Origin of the sequence: Lactobacillus corticis, assembly GCF_018327645.1 — a bacterium.
Lineage (GTDB): Bacteria > Bacillota > Bacilli > Lactobacillales > Lactobacillaceae > Lactobacillus > Lactobacillus corticis.
Genome location: NZ_BMAY01000001.1, coordinates 112876 through 127770, shown reverse-complemented (window position 1 = coordinate 127770; position 14895 = coordinate 112876). Strand labels below are relative to the sequence as shown.

General features: G+C 46.3%; 15 protein-coding genes. 10 read left to right on the top strand and 5 right to left on the bottom strand.

The features are described from left to right. The gene (locus KI210_RS00580; RefSeq protein ID WP_212779949.1) at positions 1 to 1215 is read left to right on the top strand and encodes a hydroxymethylglutaryl-CoA reductase, degradative; all 1215 of its coding nucleotides are present in this window, start codon (positions 1 to 3) and stop codon (positions 1213 to 1215) included. An 18-nt stretch (positions 1216 to 1233) separates the two neighbouring features. Then, positions 1234 to 2397: a hydroxymethylglutaryl-CoA synthase gene (locus KI210_RS00575; protein ID WP_212779948.1), complete on the top strand. Its 1164-nt coding sequence runs from the start codon at positions 1234 to 1236 to the stop codon at positions 2395 to 2397. Positions 2398 to 2405: 8 nt separating this feature from the next. Here the strand turns inward: KI210_RS00575 and KI210_RS00570 are convergent, their stop codons facing one another. Further along, positions 2406 to 2693 carry a hypothetical protein gene (locus KI210_RS00570; RefSeq protein ID WP_212779947.1) on the bottom strand — a complete coding sequence of 96 codons (288 nt, stop codon included), beginning with the start codon at positions 2691 to 2693 and terminating at the stop codon, positions 2406 to 2408. Positions 2694 to 2769: 76 nt separating this feature from the next. Here KI210_RS00570 and KI210_RS00565 point away from each other — a divergent pair, with 76 nt between their 5' ends. After that, on the top strand, positions 2770 to 3738 hold the full coding sequence (locus tag KI210_RS00565) for an alpha/beta hydrolase (RefSeq protein WP_246487293.1): 969 nt from the start codon (positions 2770 to 2772) through the stop codon (positions 3736 to 3738). A 311-nt stretch (positions 3739 to 4049) separates the two neighbouring features. Here the strand turns inward: KI210_RS00565 and rlmD are convergent, their stop codons facing one another. Continuing rightward, positions 4050 to 5432, bottom strand: coding sequence for a 23S rRNA (uracil(1939)-C(5))-methyltransferase RlmD (rlmD, locus tag KI210_RS00560; protein ID WP_212779946.1), 1383 nt, complete (start codon positions 5430 to 5432; stop codon positions 4050 to 4052). A 115-nt stretch (positions 5433 to 5547) separates the two neighbouring features. Between rlmD and recX the strand changes: the two genes are divergently transcribed. Both recX and KI210_RS00550 read left to right on the top strand, forming a co-directional pair. After that, positions 5548 to 6363 (top strand): recombination regulator RecX, encoded by an 816-nt coding sequence (recX, locus tag KI210_RS00555; protein WP_212779945.1) that lies wholly within the window; start codon positions 5548 to 5550, stop codon positions 6361 to 6363. Between the two features lie 18 nt (positions 6364 to 6381). Further along, on the top strand, positions 6382 to 6858 hold the full coding sequence (locus tag KI210_RS00550; RefSeq protein WP_212779944.1) for a hypothetical protein: 477 nt from the start codon (positions 6382 to 6384) through the stop codon (positions 6856 to 6858). Position 6859: 1 nt separating this feature from the next. On the opposite strand, the gene KI210_RS00545 is transcribed toward KI210_RS00550, so the two are convergent. Further along, the gene (locus tag KI210_RS00545; protein ID WP_212779943.1) at positions 6860 to 7321 is read right to left on the bottom strand and encodes a hypothetical protein; all 462 of its coding nucleotides are present in this window, start codon (positions 7319 to 7321) and stop codon (positions 6860 to 6862) included. 99 nt (positions 7322 to 7420) lie between these two features. On the opposite strand from KI210_RS00545, the gene KI210_RS00540 reads away from it, so the two are divergent. The 5 genes from KI210_RS00540 (at position 7421) to KI210_RS00520 (ending at position 13818) form a co-directional block, all read left to right on the top strand. Continuing rightward, positions 7421 to 8293, top strand: a complete 873-nt coding sequence (locus tag KI210_RS00540; protein WP_212779942.1) for a hemolysin family protein — start codon at positions 7421 to 7423, stop codon at positions 8291 to 8293. Beyond that, a complete protein-coding gene (locus KI210_RS00535; RefSeq protein ID WP_212779941.1) occupies positions 8293 to 9858 on the top strand; it encodes a peptide chain release factor 3 in 1566 nt (521 codons plus the stop codon). The genes KI210_RS00540 and KI210_RS00535 overlap by 1 nt, the downstream gene beginning before the upstream one ends. Positions 9859 to 9991: 133 nt before the next feature. Next, positions 9992 to 11962 (top strand): hypothetical protein, encoded by a 1971-nt coding sequence (locus KI210_RS00530; protein ID WP_212779940.1) that lies wholly within the window; start codon positions 9992 to 9994, stop codon positions 11960 to 11962. Positions 11963 to 12070: 108 nt separating this feature from the next. Beyond that, complete coding sequence (locus KI210_RS00525) at positions 12071 to 12634, top strand: iron-sulfur cluster assembly protein (protein WP_212779939.1); 564 nt, start codon at positions 12071 to 12073, stop codon at positions 12632 to 12634. Then, positions 12634 to 13818 (top strand): DUF438 domain-containing protein, encoded by a 1185-nt coding sequence (locus KI210_RS00520; RefSeq protein WP_212779938.1) that lies wholly within the window; start codon positions 12634 to 12636, stop codon positions 13816 to 13818. The genes KI210_RS00525 and KI210_RS00520 overlap by 1 nt, the downstream gene beginning before the upstream one ends. A 31-nt stretch (positions 13819 to 13849) precedes the next feature. Here KI210_RS00520 and KI210_RS00515 read toward each other — a convergent pair whose 3' ends face one another. Both KI210_RS00515 and KI210_RS00510 read right to left on the bottom strand, forming a co-directional pair. After that, positions 13850 to 14599: a nucleoside phosphorylase gene (locus KI210_RS00515; protein ID WP_212779937.1), complete on the bottom strand. Its 750-nt coding sequence runs from the start codon at positions 14597 to 14599 to the stop codon at positions 13850 to 13852. 80 nt (positions 14600 to 14679) lie between these two features. Continuing rightward, complete coding sequence (locus KI210_RS00510) at positions 14680 to 14823, bottom strand: hypothetical protein (protein ID WP_212779936.1); 144 nt, start codon at positions 14821 to 14823, stop codon at positions 14680 to 14682. Between the last annotated feature and the right edge of the window lie 72 nt (positions 14824 to 14895).

The window sequence follows — 14895 nt, the reverse complement described above, 5'->3', positions numbered from 1 at the left end:
ATGAAATTTTATCGTTTATCAATTGATGAGCGGCGCAAGTTGCTGGCCGCTCAAGGCTATCATTTAGCCAGTGTGGATCAGCAGCTGCTTGAGCAGGTTGATAAATTAAGTGAAAATGTAATTAGCCGGTTGACCTTGCCGGTTGGCGTCATTACCAAGCTGCGGGTTAATGGGCGCGACTATTTGGTCCCGATGGCGATTGAAGAACCCAGCGTGGTAGCGGCAGCCAATAATGGGGCCAATATGTTTAACCATCATGGCGGCTTAACGGCTAAGAGCCAGCGCAAGGGAATTTATGGTCAGATTGTGCTGCAGGTCAACTCTGACTTCAGCTTGGAAAAATTGCGCCAGCAGTTTCCGCAGCTGCTTGATTTGGCTAATCGACAATTCGCTTCACTTGTCCGGCATGGCGGCGGGGTCAAGAAAATTACGGCTCGCCAGGAAAAACAGCTGGTTTATCTTTTAGTGCTGGTGGACCCGGCGGAAGCCATGGGTGCTAATAAAACCAATGCTATCTTGGAATATTTGGGCCAGCAGCTTGACCAAGAAAGCGGCGTAGAAGACAAGCTATTTGCAATCTTATCCAATTACCCCAGCCAATTTGTCAAAGTTAAAGGGAGCGTGTCCGCTGAGGCGGTCGGAGGCGAAGCAGCTGCCAAACGCATCGCCTTGTTAAGTCAGATTGGGCATGATGATGTTTATCGGGCCGTTACCAACAACAAGGGCATTATGAATGGCGTTGACGCCTGTTTGCTGGCTCTGGGCCAGGATTGGCGCGCGGTCGAAAATGCCGTCGCGGTCTGGGCTAATCAAAGCGGCCAATACCGCAGCTTGAGCAAGTGGTATTATGAGAACGGTGAACTTACTGGCGAATTGACCCTGCCATTGGCAATTGGCACGGTCGGCGGGTCAATCAAGGCTCGCAGCGACGTCAGCGAGAACTTTCAGCTATTAGGCCAAGTTTCAGCCAAGCAGCTGGCAGAAATTATTGCTAGCGTAGGTCTTGCTAACAATTTGGCAGCATTGAAGGCCATTTCTACTGATGGCATTCAAGCGGGTCATATGCGCCTGCAAGCCCGCAATTTAGTGGCCAGCCTCGATGCCAGCGAAGCCGAGAAAAAGGCAGTCTTGGCTGATTTGCGTCAAAAACAGACTTATACCCAAGAAGCGGCCCAGGCCAGCTTACGACGCTTGCGCATGAACAAGAAAAAATAATTGCTAGGAGAAAAATATATGAGTATTGGTATTGATCAGATTGGTTTTTTTACCCCTAATAAATACGTTGATATGGTGGAACTGGCTGAAGCCCGCAATGTTGATCCCAACAAGTACTTGATTGGGATCGGCCAAAAGCGCATGAGTTTGGCCGACTCCACCCAGGACGCGGTTTCGATGGGGATCAATGGAACTTTGCGCTACCTGGATAATATTGATTCAGCCAAAGTCGGCCTTTTGGTATTTGGGACTGAAAGCAGCGTCGACCAATCAAAGTCAGCCTCCTTATTTGTCAAAAAAGCCTTAAATTTAGCGCCGGAAGTGCGGACTTTTGAGGTAAAAGAAGCCTGCTTCGGTCTGACGGCCGGGATTATGATTGCTCGCGATTTTGTTCGGGCTCATCCTGACCAAACTGCCCTCGTCATTGGCAGCGATATTGCTCGTTACGGGGTGGCAACAGCTGGGGAAGTTACCCAAGGAGCGGGCAGCATCAGCTTATTGATTTCCAGCTCGCCGCGGATTCTTGACCTAAATGACGGTCACAGTGCCTGGAGCGATGACATCAATGACTTCTGGCGCCCGAATGACTCAGCCGTGGCCATGGTTGATGGCAAGTATTCAACCCAGGTTTATTTAGATTTCTTCAAGCATACTTTTGCGGCTTACAAGGAGCAAAAGGGCTGGAACACGCAAGACTTCAGCAGCATTGTTTATCACCTGCCATTCACCAAGATGGGCAAGAAGGCTAACGACCTGGCAATTGCCGGGGAAAGCCCTGAAGTGGCAGAAAAGCTGGTAAAGGCCTTTGAAGCTTCTAAGCAGCTTTCAATGGAAGTTGGCAATATTTATACCGGATCCCTATATTTGAGCTTGCTCAGCCTCTTAGAACGCGGAGAACTTGAACCCAACTCCTTAATCGGACTCTTCTCCTACGGCTCGGGGGCGATGGCTGAATTTTACTCAGGCAACTTGGTTGATGGCTACCAAGACCAGTTGAACCCTAGAGGTGACCAGGCGCTCTTGGACCGTCGGAAGCATGTAACAATTCCAGAATACGAAACGATCTTTAATGCTGCTCTTGCTAACCCAACTGATGGGGAAGTTTTGACCAGTGATGAAGAAACGGGCGTTTGGTACTTTGCGGGCACGCAAAACCACATCCGCCAATACCGTCAAAAATAAAAAATATACTACATCAGCGTTGCTGTATGTGCCTGCAGATCAATATGGAGGCCATAAACAGGAACGCTTTTTGTTTGCGACGAACCGACCAGCAGCGGCAGGCTGCGGTGATGCATATTTTTCACAATTTTGGCAATCCGTTCTTTGGTCAGCGGAGTTTGGGAGCTCGTTGCTAGGCAGGCAGTGCTGGTGAGGGTTAATTTGGATAAGGGAAAGGTCTGTCCATCAATTTGGTAATAAAAGGTAATTTGATTATCCAGATCGGTAATCAACTGTAAAAAATTGGTTAATTGCATTTTTGATATTGCTATTTTTGTTAAGAAAAAGTATACTAGTTGTTATTGATATTTATATACAACTGGAGAAGAAAAATTGCATAAATTACAAACAAACACGCCCAAAAAGCATCACTGGTTGGCGTGGCTAATTGGCGTTATTGTCGTCCTTGGCGTGGTTTTAGGGGCAGCCGGGATGTACTTTTTTAATGTTGCGGTCGTACCAGGCAAAAAGAGCTTTTTAGGAAGCAAGACACACTATGCTAAGACCAGTATAGTATACAAAGACCAGAAATGGTATCGCGAGACCAAGAAGCAGCGCTGGTACATGAAGTCGGCCACTGACAACTTGCGCCTTGACGCTAATTATATTCCTAAGGCCGGCTCAAAGAAAACAGTGATTATCCTGCATGGCTACATGAATAATAAAAACACCATGGGCGAATATGCCGCCATGTTCCATCAACTTGGCTACAATACTCTTTTGCCTGATGCCCGGGCCCATGGTCAGAGCCAAGGCAAGTACATCGGCTACGGCTGGCCGGAACGCTATGATGTGCGCAAGTGGGGCAAGCAGGTCATTAAGAAAAATGGCCAGGATTCGCAAATCGTAATCTTTGGCGTCTCCATGGGCGGGGCGACGGCGATGATGACTAGTGGGATTAAGTTGCCGAGCCAGGTAAAAGCCTTCATTGAAGACTGTGGTTATACCGATGTCAAAGATGAAATCGAGCATGAGGCTCAAGCTTTATATAACATGCCGGCAGTTCCGCGGTTTCCTTTAGTGGAAATTCTGTCTTTAATTAATAAAATCAAAGTCGGCAACTATTTGGGCGAAGCTTCAGCTATTAAAATGCTGCACCATAACCAGCGGCCAATGCTTTTCATCCACGGCAACAAGGATAAATTTGTGCCTACTTGGATGGTTTACCAGAACTATCAAGCAAGTCGGGGACCTAAGGAGCTATGGGTAACCAAGGGCGTGGCCCATGCCAAGTCGTTTGAATCATATCCCAAAGCTTATAAACAACATGTGCAAAAGTTCTTGGCAAAATACCTTAAATAGGGTTTAAAAAGCGCTTACATCCTGCTATAATGATTGGTGTGGACGAGGTAGATGAATAACGAATAAGTAAGTTTTTATCTCCAGAATTGTATTATTATTGGAAAAGATTCCCTGAGGATGTTGCTCCTATTTTCCTTTTGCTGGCAGCATCTGATAATTCCAATTATTATTTATTACGTATATTGTAAAAGACCCGAACAAGTGGGTGGCCGTCTTTCTTCTGTGATGCATTTTTCGGGACGGTCACTTGATGAGCTACCTCAACAACCACTAAAAAAAGCCAAGATGATTTTTCATCTTGGCTTTTTAGTTTATTTATCGCGCAAAACCAGCTTAGCAACGCATTCGCAGCGTGGCGTTTGTGGCAGCATGTCGACATTTTGAATTACGCGGACATCGTACTTTTCGCCTAATAAGACCAGATCCTGGGCCAAGGTAGATGGGTTGCAGGAAATGTAAACAAAAGTCTTAGGCTGCACCTTTAACAAAGTCTTGATCAAGCTCTTAGCCAACCCCGTTCTTGGCGGGTCAACGATCAAAGCGTCGATCGGGACGCCCGATTTTTGCAATTGCGGCAGAATTTTTTCAACGCTGCCTTGCAGGTAGTCGGCGTTTTTAACATGGTTGAGCTGGACGTTGTGTTTAGCATCGGCAACAGCTTCAGGGATGGTTTCAATCCCAATGACTTGTTTAACAAAGTCGCTAGCTAAAATGCCCAAGGTTCCGACGCCGGCATAAGCATCAATCAAGGTCATGTCCGGCGTCAGGTCCAAATACTTCAGGGCCGTTTGGTACAAGTTGGCGGTTTGAACCGGGTTAAGCTGGAAGAAGGCCCGTGGCGACAGGGCAAACTTCTTGTCTAAGAGGACTTCCATAATTTGGTTTTGGCCCGCTAATTTTTCCGTCTTGTTGCCCCAAACTTGTGGATTGTCCCAAGTGGTTTCATTTTGATAAACGCTAACGACATGATCCAGCTTCATCAAAGCTTCAGCCAATTCAGGCAGGCGGAGAATTTCATGCCCAACCGTAATCAAAGTCACTTGTACTTGCTTGCTAGCAAAAGCTTCCCGCACGACAATGGTTTTTAGCCCCTTGGTATGGCGGTAAGGGTTGGCAATCGGAATTCGCAATTTATCAACCAGACTTTTGGCTTGCCGTTCAATTTTCTGGGTCAGCGGACTTTGGGTCGGCATCTCCGGCAGGTCAATCAGGTCATGGGAATTGGGAGCAAATAACCCCAGCTTGGTCTGACCCTTTGGCCGTTCGATTTGATATTGGGCCTTGTTGCGGTAGCCCCACTCGCTTGGTGCGGGGATGGTGGGCTTAACCTTGTACTTTTGCCAAGCCCGCGGATGGTAGCGCCGCAGAGATTCTACGACAATATCATGCTTGAAGGCTAACTGCGCCGGATAGGCGAGGTGGGCTAATTCCAAGCCGCCGATGCGCGGATCAACACCCTTGGGAAAGTCGACCCGGTCAGGCGATTTTTCTTTAATTCTCACAAGTTCGCCTTCTAAATAACGGGGCTTATCAACCGTAATTTTGGCTACGACCACTTCATTTGGCAGGGCGCCGGGAATAAAAATGATCTTCTTTTTATAGTAGCCGACCCCTTCACCATTAATGCCGAGACGCTTAATGGTAATAATGACGTCTTTTTCTTTTTGCGGTTTGCGCTTAAATTGTTTATGCATAACTCAATTCTTTCTACAAAAAACTAATTACTTGCTAAATTGTACTCTGAGTGAAAAGCGCATAGCAAGGATTTTGAAAATTTGCTAGGATTATCTTTGTGAATGGAGGAAAACAATGCCAATAATTACCAAAGTAAGTAGACAGAAACGTCCAGGTCGCTATAATATTTTTCTGGATGGGCAGTATGCCTTTTCCGTTAGTGAAAAGACCTTGGCTGAATACGTGCTGCTGAAGGGGCAGGAACTGAGCGAGGAAAAAATTGAAGAGCTCAAGCAATTCGATCAGGATGCCAAAGTCAGTGAACTGGCAGCACACTACTTAAGCTATCAGCCACGGACTATTTATGAGGTATTGACCTACCTCGACCAGAAAAAGGCTTCGCCCCAAGCGGCCCAGCGGGCAGTCAGCGAACTCAGCGAGCTGGGATATTTGGACGATAGCCAATATGCCAAATTATTCATTAAAAATAATCTGCATGTTGGTACGGACGGTCCAAATAGTTTGCGCCGCAAGCTGCAGCAAAAGGGCGTCCAAGAAGACATCATTGAAAATCGCTTAGCTGAAGTTGCTGACAGCGACTGGCTGGCAGTCGGTCAAAAAGTGGTCAAGTCGCTAAACAGCAAGGCCGGCAAGATTTCGCAGCGCGAATTGGGGCAAAAGATGCGGACTAAATTGCTGAGCCACGGCTTTAGCGGTGACTTGGCACAAATGGTGTTGGACCAGGCCATGTCCCAAGAAGATAGCGACCAGCAGCTAGAAGCTTTAAAGCAGCAAGGGATTAAGGCCTATAAACGGACCCGGCGCTATCAAGGCACCCAGCGGCAGCAAAAAATGCGGACTTATTTATACCAGCATGGTTTTTCATCCGGTGAAATTGATGCTTTTTTAAATGGTGAAATCATCCCGTGGGATGAACTGGAAGAATATTAAGACAACAAAGGAGTTACGATGCATACAGAAGAAGCTTTAACTTTAATTGGTCGGCCATTTCCCGACAGCGCCATTGATGCCGGTCGGACTTTTACCCAGGCCAACAGTCAAATGGAACAAGATGAAGTCTTTCAAAAGTTTTTGGCTGACAATAACTTAGCTGACCAACGGGCTAGTTTAGTGGTCTTTGGCCCTGAAAACTTTATGTACTGGTACGGGGTGTGCGTGCCGCGCGGCCAGGTAACTAAGCCGGCTGGTTTAATGAGTTTTGATTTGCCTAAGGCTGAGGTTGCTAGTGTCGCAAGCACCCAAACCATGGCCTTCTTCTCGTTGCCATTGAACCAGGTTATTCCGGAATTTTTGGAAAAAGCGGCTGAAATGGGTGCCAAGATTTACCAAAATCTAGGCGACAGCGACACGCCTTATGTTCTGCAGCGCTTGAACCAGGCCGAAAAAAAGCTGACCCAGACAGTTTATCTGCAGGTCAGCGAATAAGTTATTTGGCTTGGGGATCGATTGAGAGGTTCTCATATTCGACATAGGCCCCTAGGCAGGTCGAAATAAACATGATTAGGAGCACGTAGCCGATGAGGCTGCCAACAATTTCGTCTAAAGTGAAAAAGTCGCGAATCAAATTGGTAGCCGCATAGCACAAGACGAAGTCCAAGATGACATTCGCAGCCATGGCCCAGTAACGCCGGCGAACGCTGAAAAAGCGCAGCAGTTGTTTCATCAAGCCATCGGCCGTTTCATTGGCGAGCAAGTCCAGCGGCCGCTGAATCGTTGCCTTGATGCCAATCATGATGAAGGCACCGCACAAAGAGCCGATCAAACTGCGGAAGATTTCGCCTGAGTGCAGCACCAAGGCGTTGTAGCCGATCCCAATGATCATCAAGCTGCAAATATAGGGGATGAGCAGCAAAAAAGTAAAAACTAGCAAAATATGGCTTTTTTTCATGATGGACCTCCTAACTAAGCGCTATTTTATCATATTAATTAGCAAGCTGTGCTATAATCAATTTATTTAATGCACTTTTTATAGAAAGAGAGAACCACTATGAGCGACCCCGCGGCGGGCGGCTTTTTTGAGCGCCTCAAACATAAGTTAGACCCTGACAAGGATGCTGATCCTAAGGAACGCTTGTCCCAAGAAATCAAAGATTTTCATGATCAGCACCAGTTAACCGATCCTGAGTTTTCCATGCTGCAAGGCATTTTGAATTTCCAACAAAAAACGGCTCGGGAAGTGATGGTTCCCCGCACAGATGCTTTTATGATTGATATGGACGATCCATTTTCGAAAAATTTGGATGAAATTCTGCGAGAACCATACTCCCGGATCCCGGTTTACCAAGGAGATAAGGACCACATTGTCGGCGTAATCCACATTCGCAATGTCTTGCGCCGGGCTCGGCAAGTTGGGTTTGACAAACTAGACTATCAGGATGTAATGGGGGAAGCCTTATTTGCCCCTGAAACCACCCTGATCAGCGATCTCTTGGTGGAAATGCAGGATACCCAGCGCCAACTGGCAATTTTGCTGGATGAATTTGGCGGAGTAACCGGATTAGCCACGATCGAAGACCTGATTGAAGAAATTGTTGGCGACATTGATGATGAGGTGGATCAAACCGAAGTCCTCTTTACCAAGCTCAATAATCAGCAATACATTATTCATGGCAAGATGCTGCTGGATGATTTCAACGAAGAATTTGGCACCGACCTGGAAATGGAAGATGTTGATACGGTTGCCGGCTATATGATTACCACCTTGGGCGTAATTCCTGCCAAGGGAGAAAAATTAAGCGTAAAGCTTGATAACGGGATGGTTTTGACCACGCGGCGCATGAAGGGCTCACGCTTGAGCACGGTTTTGTTAACCATTCCAGATAAATTGACACAGCAAGAGGAAGAAGCAGACGAAGATTAATGAACGAATTAACTGAAAAAGTAAATAAGCGGCGGACTTTTGCCATTATTTCGCACCCCGATGCCGGGAAAACTACGATTACTGAACAATTGCTGCTTTTTGGTGGCGTCATTCGGAGTGCCGGTACCGTTAAAGCCCGCAAGACTGGTCACTATGCGACTAGTGACTGGATGGAAATTGAAAAAAAGCGGGGGATTTCCGTAACCAGTTCGGTAATGCAATTCGAATACCAAGGCAAACGGATTAATATCTTGGACACCCCGGGGCACCAAGACTTTTCTGAAGATACCTACCGGACTTTGATGGCGGTTGACGCTGCCGTCATGGTAATTGACTCCGCAAAAGGGATCGAGCCGCAAACCAAGAAACTGTTCAAGGTTGTTAAGCAGCGCGGGATTCCAATTTTTACCTTTATGAACAAATTGGACCGGGATGGCCGCGATCCGCTTGATTTGATCGCCGAACTAGAAGACCTCTTGGGGATTGAAGGGGTGGCGATGAACTGGCCAATCGGCATGGGCAAGACCCTGAAGGGGCTATATGATATTGCCAACAACCGGATTGAACTTTACCGCAAAGACGACGCTGATCGCTTTGTGCCGCTGGATGAAAACGGCCAGGTTGCTGACAGTGAATTGGCAGCGGATCCGCAATACCAGGAGACGCTAGAGTCAATCGACTTGATCAAAGAAGCCGGCAATACTTTTGACAAAGCAAAAGTGCTGGCTGGCGACCAAACGCCGGTCTTCTTTGGTTCAGCTTTAACCAACTTTGGGGTCGAGACTTTCTTGCAAAGCTTCGTTGACTTGGCACCAGCTCCAAGCAGCCATCTCGTTAATGAAGATGAAAAATTGCCAGCTGATGATCCAACTTTCGCTGGTTTTGTCTTTAAGATCCAGGCCAATATGAACCCTAACCACCGTGACCGGATTGCCTTTGTTCGGGTGGCCAGCGGCGAATTTAAACCGGGCATGGACGTCACTTTGGCGCGGACGGGCAAGCAAATCCGGCTCAATAACGCTACTGAATTCATGTCCAGTGAACGGGTCCGGGTCAATGATGCCGTGGCCGGCGATATTGTCGGTTTATATGATACGGGTAATTTCCAAATTGGCGACAGTATTTATGCCGGCAAGAAAGACCTGGTCTTCCCGCCGCTTCCAGAATTCACGCCTGAATTATTTGTTCGGGTAACGGCCAAGAACGTGATGAAGCAAAAGTCCTTCCATAAGGGGATCAACCAACTGGTTCAAGAAGGGGCCATTCAGCTTTACCAAAATTACCAAACTGATGACTACATACTCGGAGCAGTAGGGCAATTGCAATTTGAAGTTTTCCAATTCCGAATGAAGAATGAATATAATTCCGAAGTGGAAATGAATTCAATTGGTCACCGGGTAGCGCGCTGGATTGATCCCGACCAGCTGGATCCGGCCATGTCCAGTTCCCGTAACTTACTGGTGAAGGACCGCTATGGCAATCCGCTCTTCTTATTTGAAAATGAATTTGCCATGCGCTTCTTCCACGATAAATATCCAGATGTTAAATTAACTGAAAAGTTATAGTTGTAACTTTAGCAGACAGGGTTAAGATACCTGTCTGCTTTTTTTATTAACCGGGCCTGACCAGGGCGAATAAAAGCGGCGTGTTATAATTTAATGTGAAAAACTGGCATTTAAGCTAAAGGAGACGATACATATGAGAACTAAAAATATTAAAAAAATGCTGCACCATAAAAAACAACTTGCTAAACGAAAACCGCCGGTGGATCCCGGGCCCGCGCAAAAGAAAAGCGTCGGGCCGAAGTTATTGGTTTCAACCAAAAAGAACCATGATCTTAATCATGAAGCTAATGTGGTCCGCCATCGCATGTATGACTTTTTCGCAAGCGAATATAAATCACCCCTCAATAACCATGGCTATTTGCGTCCCTATTACGAAACCGGGATGTGGTTAAGCTGGTGCGGGGTCGTCACCGACGTTTTTCCTCCTTCGAGTGGCGATTTAGACGGGTCCATCCTGCTAAATTATTTCAGTTATGTGCCGGAACGTTCCTGGACGCAAAACTATCTATTGGACCAACACGTGTGGCTCAAACCCCATCGCATTAAGTTTTTGACCAATACCGAGCACCAAGTTATTGGAATTGGCGATATGCTGTTTGGCAAGAGTAAAATTATCTCCTACACCGGCAACAAAACGATTACCAAGTACGGGCTGGGCCCAACCGTGATTGCGCATGCTGGCGTCTTTACCGATAAAGGCAAGATTTTAAGCAATTATGATAGAAAAGATGATTGGGTTTTGCAATTGTCCAACAAGCCGCTGCCTAAATTCTGGCGCAATCGCTACCAGGAAAAGAAGCGGGTGGAAGTATTCGACGAATATAAGGGCCATGTAGAGGTTACCTATCAGCCATCTAAGCACGATCATTACTATGATCGCCTGCAAGAAGCGGATGAGAACGCTGAAGAAATTAAAAAGTTCCGACAAATTACGTCTGATTTGGAAGGCCGGGTCAAGGCTTTTGATTTCGACTTAGAGGATGGGCAGCCCGTGGCTAAAATTTTCCTGGACCATTTCAGGGATTTGCAACGGCCAAACTTCCTTCCTTCTACCGGCCAGTGGTTTGACTATGACACCGCTTTTCGTAAATTGGGCCAGCTGCGTCAGGGCAACTTGCTTGCGATCCATGTGACTCGCAATAAAGATCGGTTAGATTTGTTCAACACGCCCACTGCGGCTAAGGTCTTTTTGCCAGAAAGCGATCCTAAAAAGATCCCCAACAACTTGATTCGTTACCAGGTGCCGCAGCAGACTGAAGCGTTAGTTGGCTATTTGTTAGCGCAAAAACTAGTAGCTTCTAAAGGCTATCCACAAGAAGCAGACTGGCTAGAGCAATATCGGGCTTGGAGTGAAGGGCGTGAAAAACCATTAACGCCGCAGCCAGAAAAGCCGTTGACCAAGCAGCAAGCCGCCAAACGGCAAAAGCGGCTGAAGACGATGACCTTGTCCGAATTGGCCAAACGGCTTGAATTGAAACAAGGTAAAGTCAAGCAATATTTAGCAGAATTGAAAATTTTGCCGAGCAGCTATAAAAAGAACAATGCCATTTATCCAGCGGCAGTTTTGCCGAAAATTGAAGCCTTTATTAAGCGCCGGGAAGCTGAACACCGCGAGGCAATTGCTGCTGCCAAACAAGCTGCTGCCGAAAAAGCCCAGGAAGCATTGTCTGAAAGCATGCCGGTTGAGCCGTCAGAACCGCTTAAAAAGAGCATGGCCATGCTAACGGCAATTAAGTCCAGCCAGCGGGAAGAACAGCAGCAGGTTAAGGATAAGGTGGCTGAGATTCAAGAGAAGAAGCGGACCACTTATCACTTAGAGCGGACTAGCAAGTTCCATCCGGAAAAAGCTGCCCAAAAACCAGCGCTTGCTGAAGTTGTGGCAAACACAGCTAATATCAGCAGCTTCAAGCTCTGCCTAGTGGCGGGCGGAAAGCATTACTTCAGCCAGGAGTTTGCTTCCTATCAGGCCGCCAAAACGTTCATTGCGGAAGCTGCCGCTAGTCCCACCACTACCGCCTTTGTAGAAGTAGTTGATGAAAAGGGGCAGGTCGTTAACTTGAACGTAAAGTTCTTAGAAGCTTTTTATCCTGAAGAGCAATCCTAGTCTTGCCTACTAATTATGGATTTTTATTTAACCATACTACCAGATCTTGTGTCTGTGCTATGATAAGAGCAGAAACTTTTAAGCAAATTAACAAGACAGGAAATGAGCATGGAAACAGCAAAAATAAAATTAATTGACCAAATCATGACCGCGCTGCAATCAGTGGAAGATCCAGAATTGCTGGTTGATGTGGTCAACTTGGGCTTAATCTACGGCATTGATCTCAACGACGATACCGCTGTGGTCAAAATGACCTTGACGATTTCTGGCTGCCCCTTGTCCACCTATTTGCAAAACCAAATTGAGCGGGCCGTGACTAGCGTTGCGGGGATCAACCATTGTCAGGTACAGCTGGTCTGGTACCCGGTTTGGACGCCCGACAAGATGACGCCAGCTGCCAAAAAGCAGTTAGGGATGGCAGAGGCTAGTGAAAAAGCAACAGAAACTGCCAAGGTGATTGATTTTTCCGCACCAATTAAACAGCTTGCCGATAAATATCCTGACTTTGTGCAAATTATGTATGATTGTGGCTTTACGCGAATTAAGATCCCGGGCCTGCTCACAACAGTCGGGCGCGTGATGACGATTCCTTTAGGAGCACAAGCAATGAAGTTAAACTTAGAGGACATAAAAAAAGCCTTTGAGGCTAAAGGCTACAAGGTGGTGGAATAATGGCAAATTTGAGTCAAGAGCGGCAAGATGCAATTGTTAAAATCTTGCATTACATTCAAAACGGTGGCGATTTAGCGACGGCCAAGAAAATGTTTGCGGAATCTTTTGATCAAGTCGATGTTTCTGAAATTACCGCTGCCGAACGGGCCTTGATAGCCAATGGCCTTGATCCGCGCCAAATTCAATATTTGTGCAATGTTCATGCCGAAGTGTTTAAGGGCAATATTAAAGAAACTCAAGGCAATCCTGATTTCTCAATTCCTGGTCATCCAGTGCACACCTTTAAGCTGGAAAATGTTGTCATTAAGTCGCTAATTAACGACGCTTTGCTGCCGGATTTCCACAAATGGGAACAAGGCGATGAAACAGCCGTTGCGCGTCTGCAGCAAGAAGTCAAAGATTTGGGACAAATCAAAAAGCACTACAAGCGAAAAGAAATGTCGATGTTTCCGATCATGGTTAAATACGGCATTACGGCACCGCCACAAGTTATGTGGGGAGTTGACGATAATATCTTAGACCTCATCAAACAAACGCAGACGGCGCTGGAGGAAGATCCAGTTGATAAGGCTAAATTGACCGAGCTGGTAAAAAAGACTAGTCATGAAGTCTTAGAAATGATTTTTAAAGAAGAAGAAATCATGCTGCCGATGATTGATGAAGTCGCAAGTCCCGCCGACTGGGGCGAGGTAAAGCGGGATGAGGCCAGTGTCGGCTATGCTTTGATTCAAAAGCCCATGAATTGGCAGCCTAAAGCTCAGGCTAAGCCGGCCCAAGCGACAGGTTCCTTGTCAGTGGGCAATTTGACGAGCCTTAGTTTGAACTTTGCTCGGGGCAGTTTGAATTTGGAAGAATTAACCGGCATTTTAGCCTTGCTGCCATTCCAAATAACCTATGTGGATAAGGACGACAAGGTGAAGTTTTTTGGTGGCGCTAGCGAAGTTTTTCCTCATTCTAACAGCGCCTTGGGCAATGACGTCTACTCTTGCCACCCGCAATGGGCAATTCCTAAGGTAAAGCAGATTTTAGAAGCTTTTAGACAAGGGAAAAAGGACCAGTTGGAAATCGTCTTTAAGAAAAATGACCAGAAAATTTCGGAGCGCTTCTTCGCCGTTAAAGATCCCAATGGCAACTATTTGGGATGCTTGGAAGTAGTTGAAGACGTTACGAAATATGCAGAATAATTCAAAAAGCTCGAGTAAAACGCTCGAGCTTTTATAGTTTAGCCAATACTGGCGACACGATGGACAAGATGCTTTGGTTGGCTTTTTTACCCCAGTTGCGCGGGTCATGTTCTAAATTTGCCAGGCTGTCAGCCGTAAACAAAATTTGGGCAAAATCAAAGTGATAAAATTTTGCAACGCTGATCAACCCAGCACACTCCATTTCAACAACTTGGCAGCCCACTTGCATCATAGTAGTTACCTTACTTTTTGTTTCTCTAAAAAAGCCATCAGTCGTCCAAGTGGTTACGTCCTGATAGGCAACTTTATTCAAATTAAGTGCGGTTTTAACCTGATCCTGCCAAGCAGAGTACAATTCAAAATAGTTGCTGTCCGGCTGATATAAACGGCTACAGCCTTCGTCACGCCAGGCTTTATCAACTAAGAGCAGTTTGCCTTCAGGCATGGGCACCAGACTCCCGCAGGAACCCACTGCTAATACTTGGCGAACGCCATGCGCATGCAAAAAGTCTAGCAGTTGACAAGCCGCTGGTGCCCCTAGAGGAACTTGGCAAAGACAGAAAATATCATCATTGATGCAAACTTGATAGATATTAGGGGAGAAACTGATTGTCTCAAACTTTCCCAGAATTTTGTGGGGAACTTCGGTCAAAAAATCATCGATGGCTGTTTTTTCCACAAAGGCAAAGAGCAACTTTTTGGGCAAACTTAACGATGGTTCTTCATCCTTGGCATTAATAATAGCCGGTGAAGCTGGATCAAATTGTAATAAGAACTTCATATCCTTCTCCTTAAGAATTTTTTCCAAAAGTATAACACACAAAAACAGCCTTTAACCATCGACCGATGATTGAAGGCTGTTTAAAATTGCTCCTTATATTCGACTAGCAAATCCTCAGTCATTTCCTCTAGTCGAATTAATTGGGCCTTAGCCACAAGATAGGAATCAGAACCCACTTGACTGGTTTCCATCATCCGCGCCAATTCTTCAACACTTTCACACATAACGGGGTCCTCCTTATTAAAATATTTTACCGGCAATGGCGCTTTTTCGCTAGCAAATATTTTTAGCAAGAA

Bases quoted from the DNA above. Each gene is read 5' to 3' on its own strand.
- KI210_RS00580 (WP_212779949.1), top strand. From the start codon at position 1: ATGAAATTTTATCGTTTATCAATTGATGAGCGGCGCAAGTTGCTGGCC.
- KI210_RS00575 (WP_212779948.1), top strand. From the start codon at position 1,234: ATGAGTATTGGTATTGATCAGATTGGTTTTTTTACCCCTAATAAATAC.
- KI210_RS00570 (WP_212779947.1), bottom strand. From the start codon at position 2,693: ATGCAATTAACCAATTTTTTACAGTTGATTACCGATCTGGATAATCAA.
- rlmD (WP_212779946.1), bottom strand. From the start codon at position 5,432: ATGCATAAACAATTTAAGCGCAAACCGCAAAAAGAAAAAGACGTCATT.
- recX (WP_212779945.1), top strand. From the start codon at position 5,548: ATGCCAATAATTACCAAAGTAAGTAGACAGAAACGTCCAGGTCGCTAT.
- KI210_RS00550 (WP_212779944.1), top strand. From the start codon at position 6,382: ATGCATACAGAAGAAGCTTTAACTTTAATTGGTCGGCCATTTCCCGAC.
- KI210_RS00545 (WP_212779943.1), bottom strand. From the start codon at position 7,321: ATGAAAAAAAGCCATATTTTGCTAGTTTTTACTTTTTTGCTGCTCATC.
- KI210_RS00540 (WP_212779942.1), top strand. From the start codon at position 7,421: ATGAGCGACCCCGCGGCGGGCGGCTTTTTTGAGCGCCTCAAACATAAG.
- KI210_RS00535 (WP_212779941.1), top strand. From the start codon at position 8,293: ATGAACGAATTAACTGAAAAAGTAAATAAGCGGCGGACTTTTGCCATT.
- KI210_RS00530 (WP_212779940.1), top strand. From the start codon at position 9,992: ATGAGAACTAAAAATATTAAAAAAATGCTGCACCATAAAAAACAACTT.
- KI210_RS00525 (WP_212779939.1), top strand. From the start codon at position 12,071: ATGGAAACAGCAAAAATAAAATTAATTGACCAAATCATGACCGCGCTG.
- KI210_RS00520 (WP_212779938.1), top strand. From the start codon at position 12,634: ATGGCAAATTTGAGTCAAGAGCGGCAAGATGCAATTGTTAAAATCTTG.
- KI210_RS00515 (WP_212779937.1), bottom strand. From the start codon at position 14,599: ATGAAGTTCTTATTACAATTTGATCCAGCTTCACCGGCTATTATTAAT.
- KI210_RS00510 (WP_212779936.1), bottom strand. From the start codon at position 14,823: ATGTGTGAAAGTGTTGAAGAATTGGCGCGGATGATGGAAACCAGTCAA.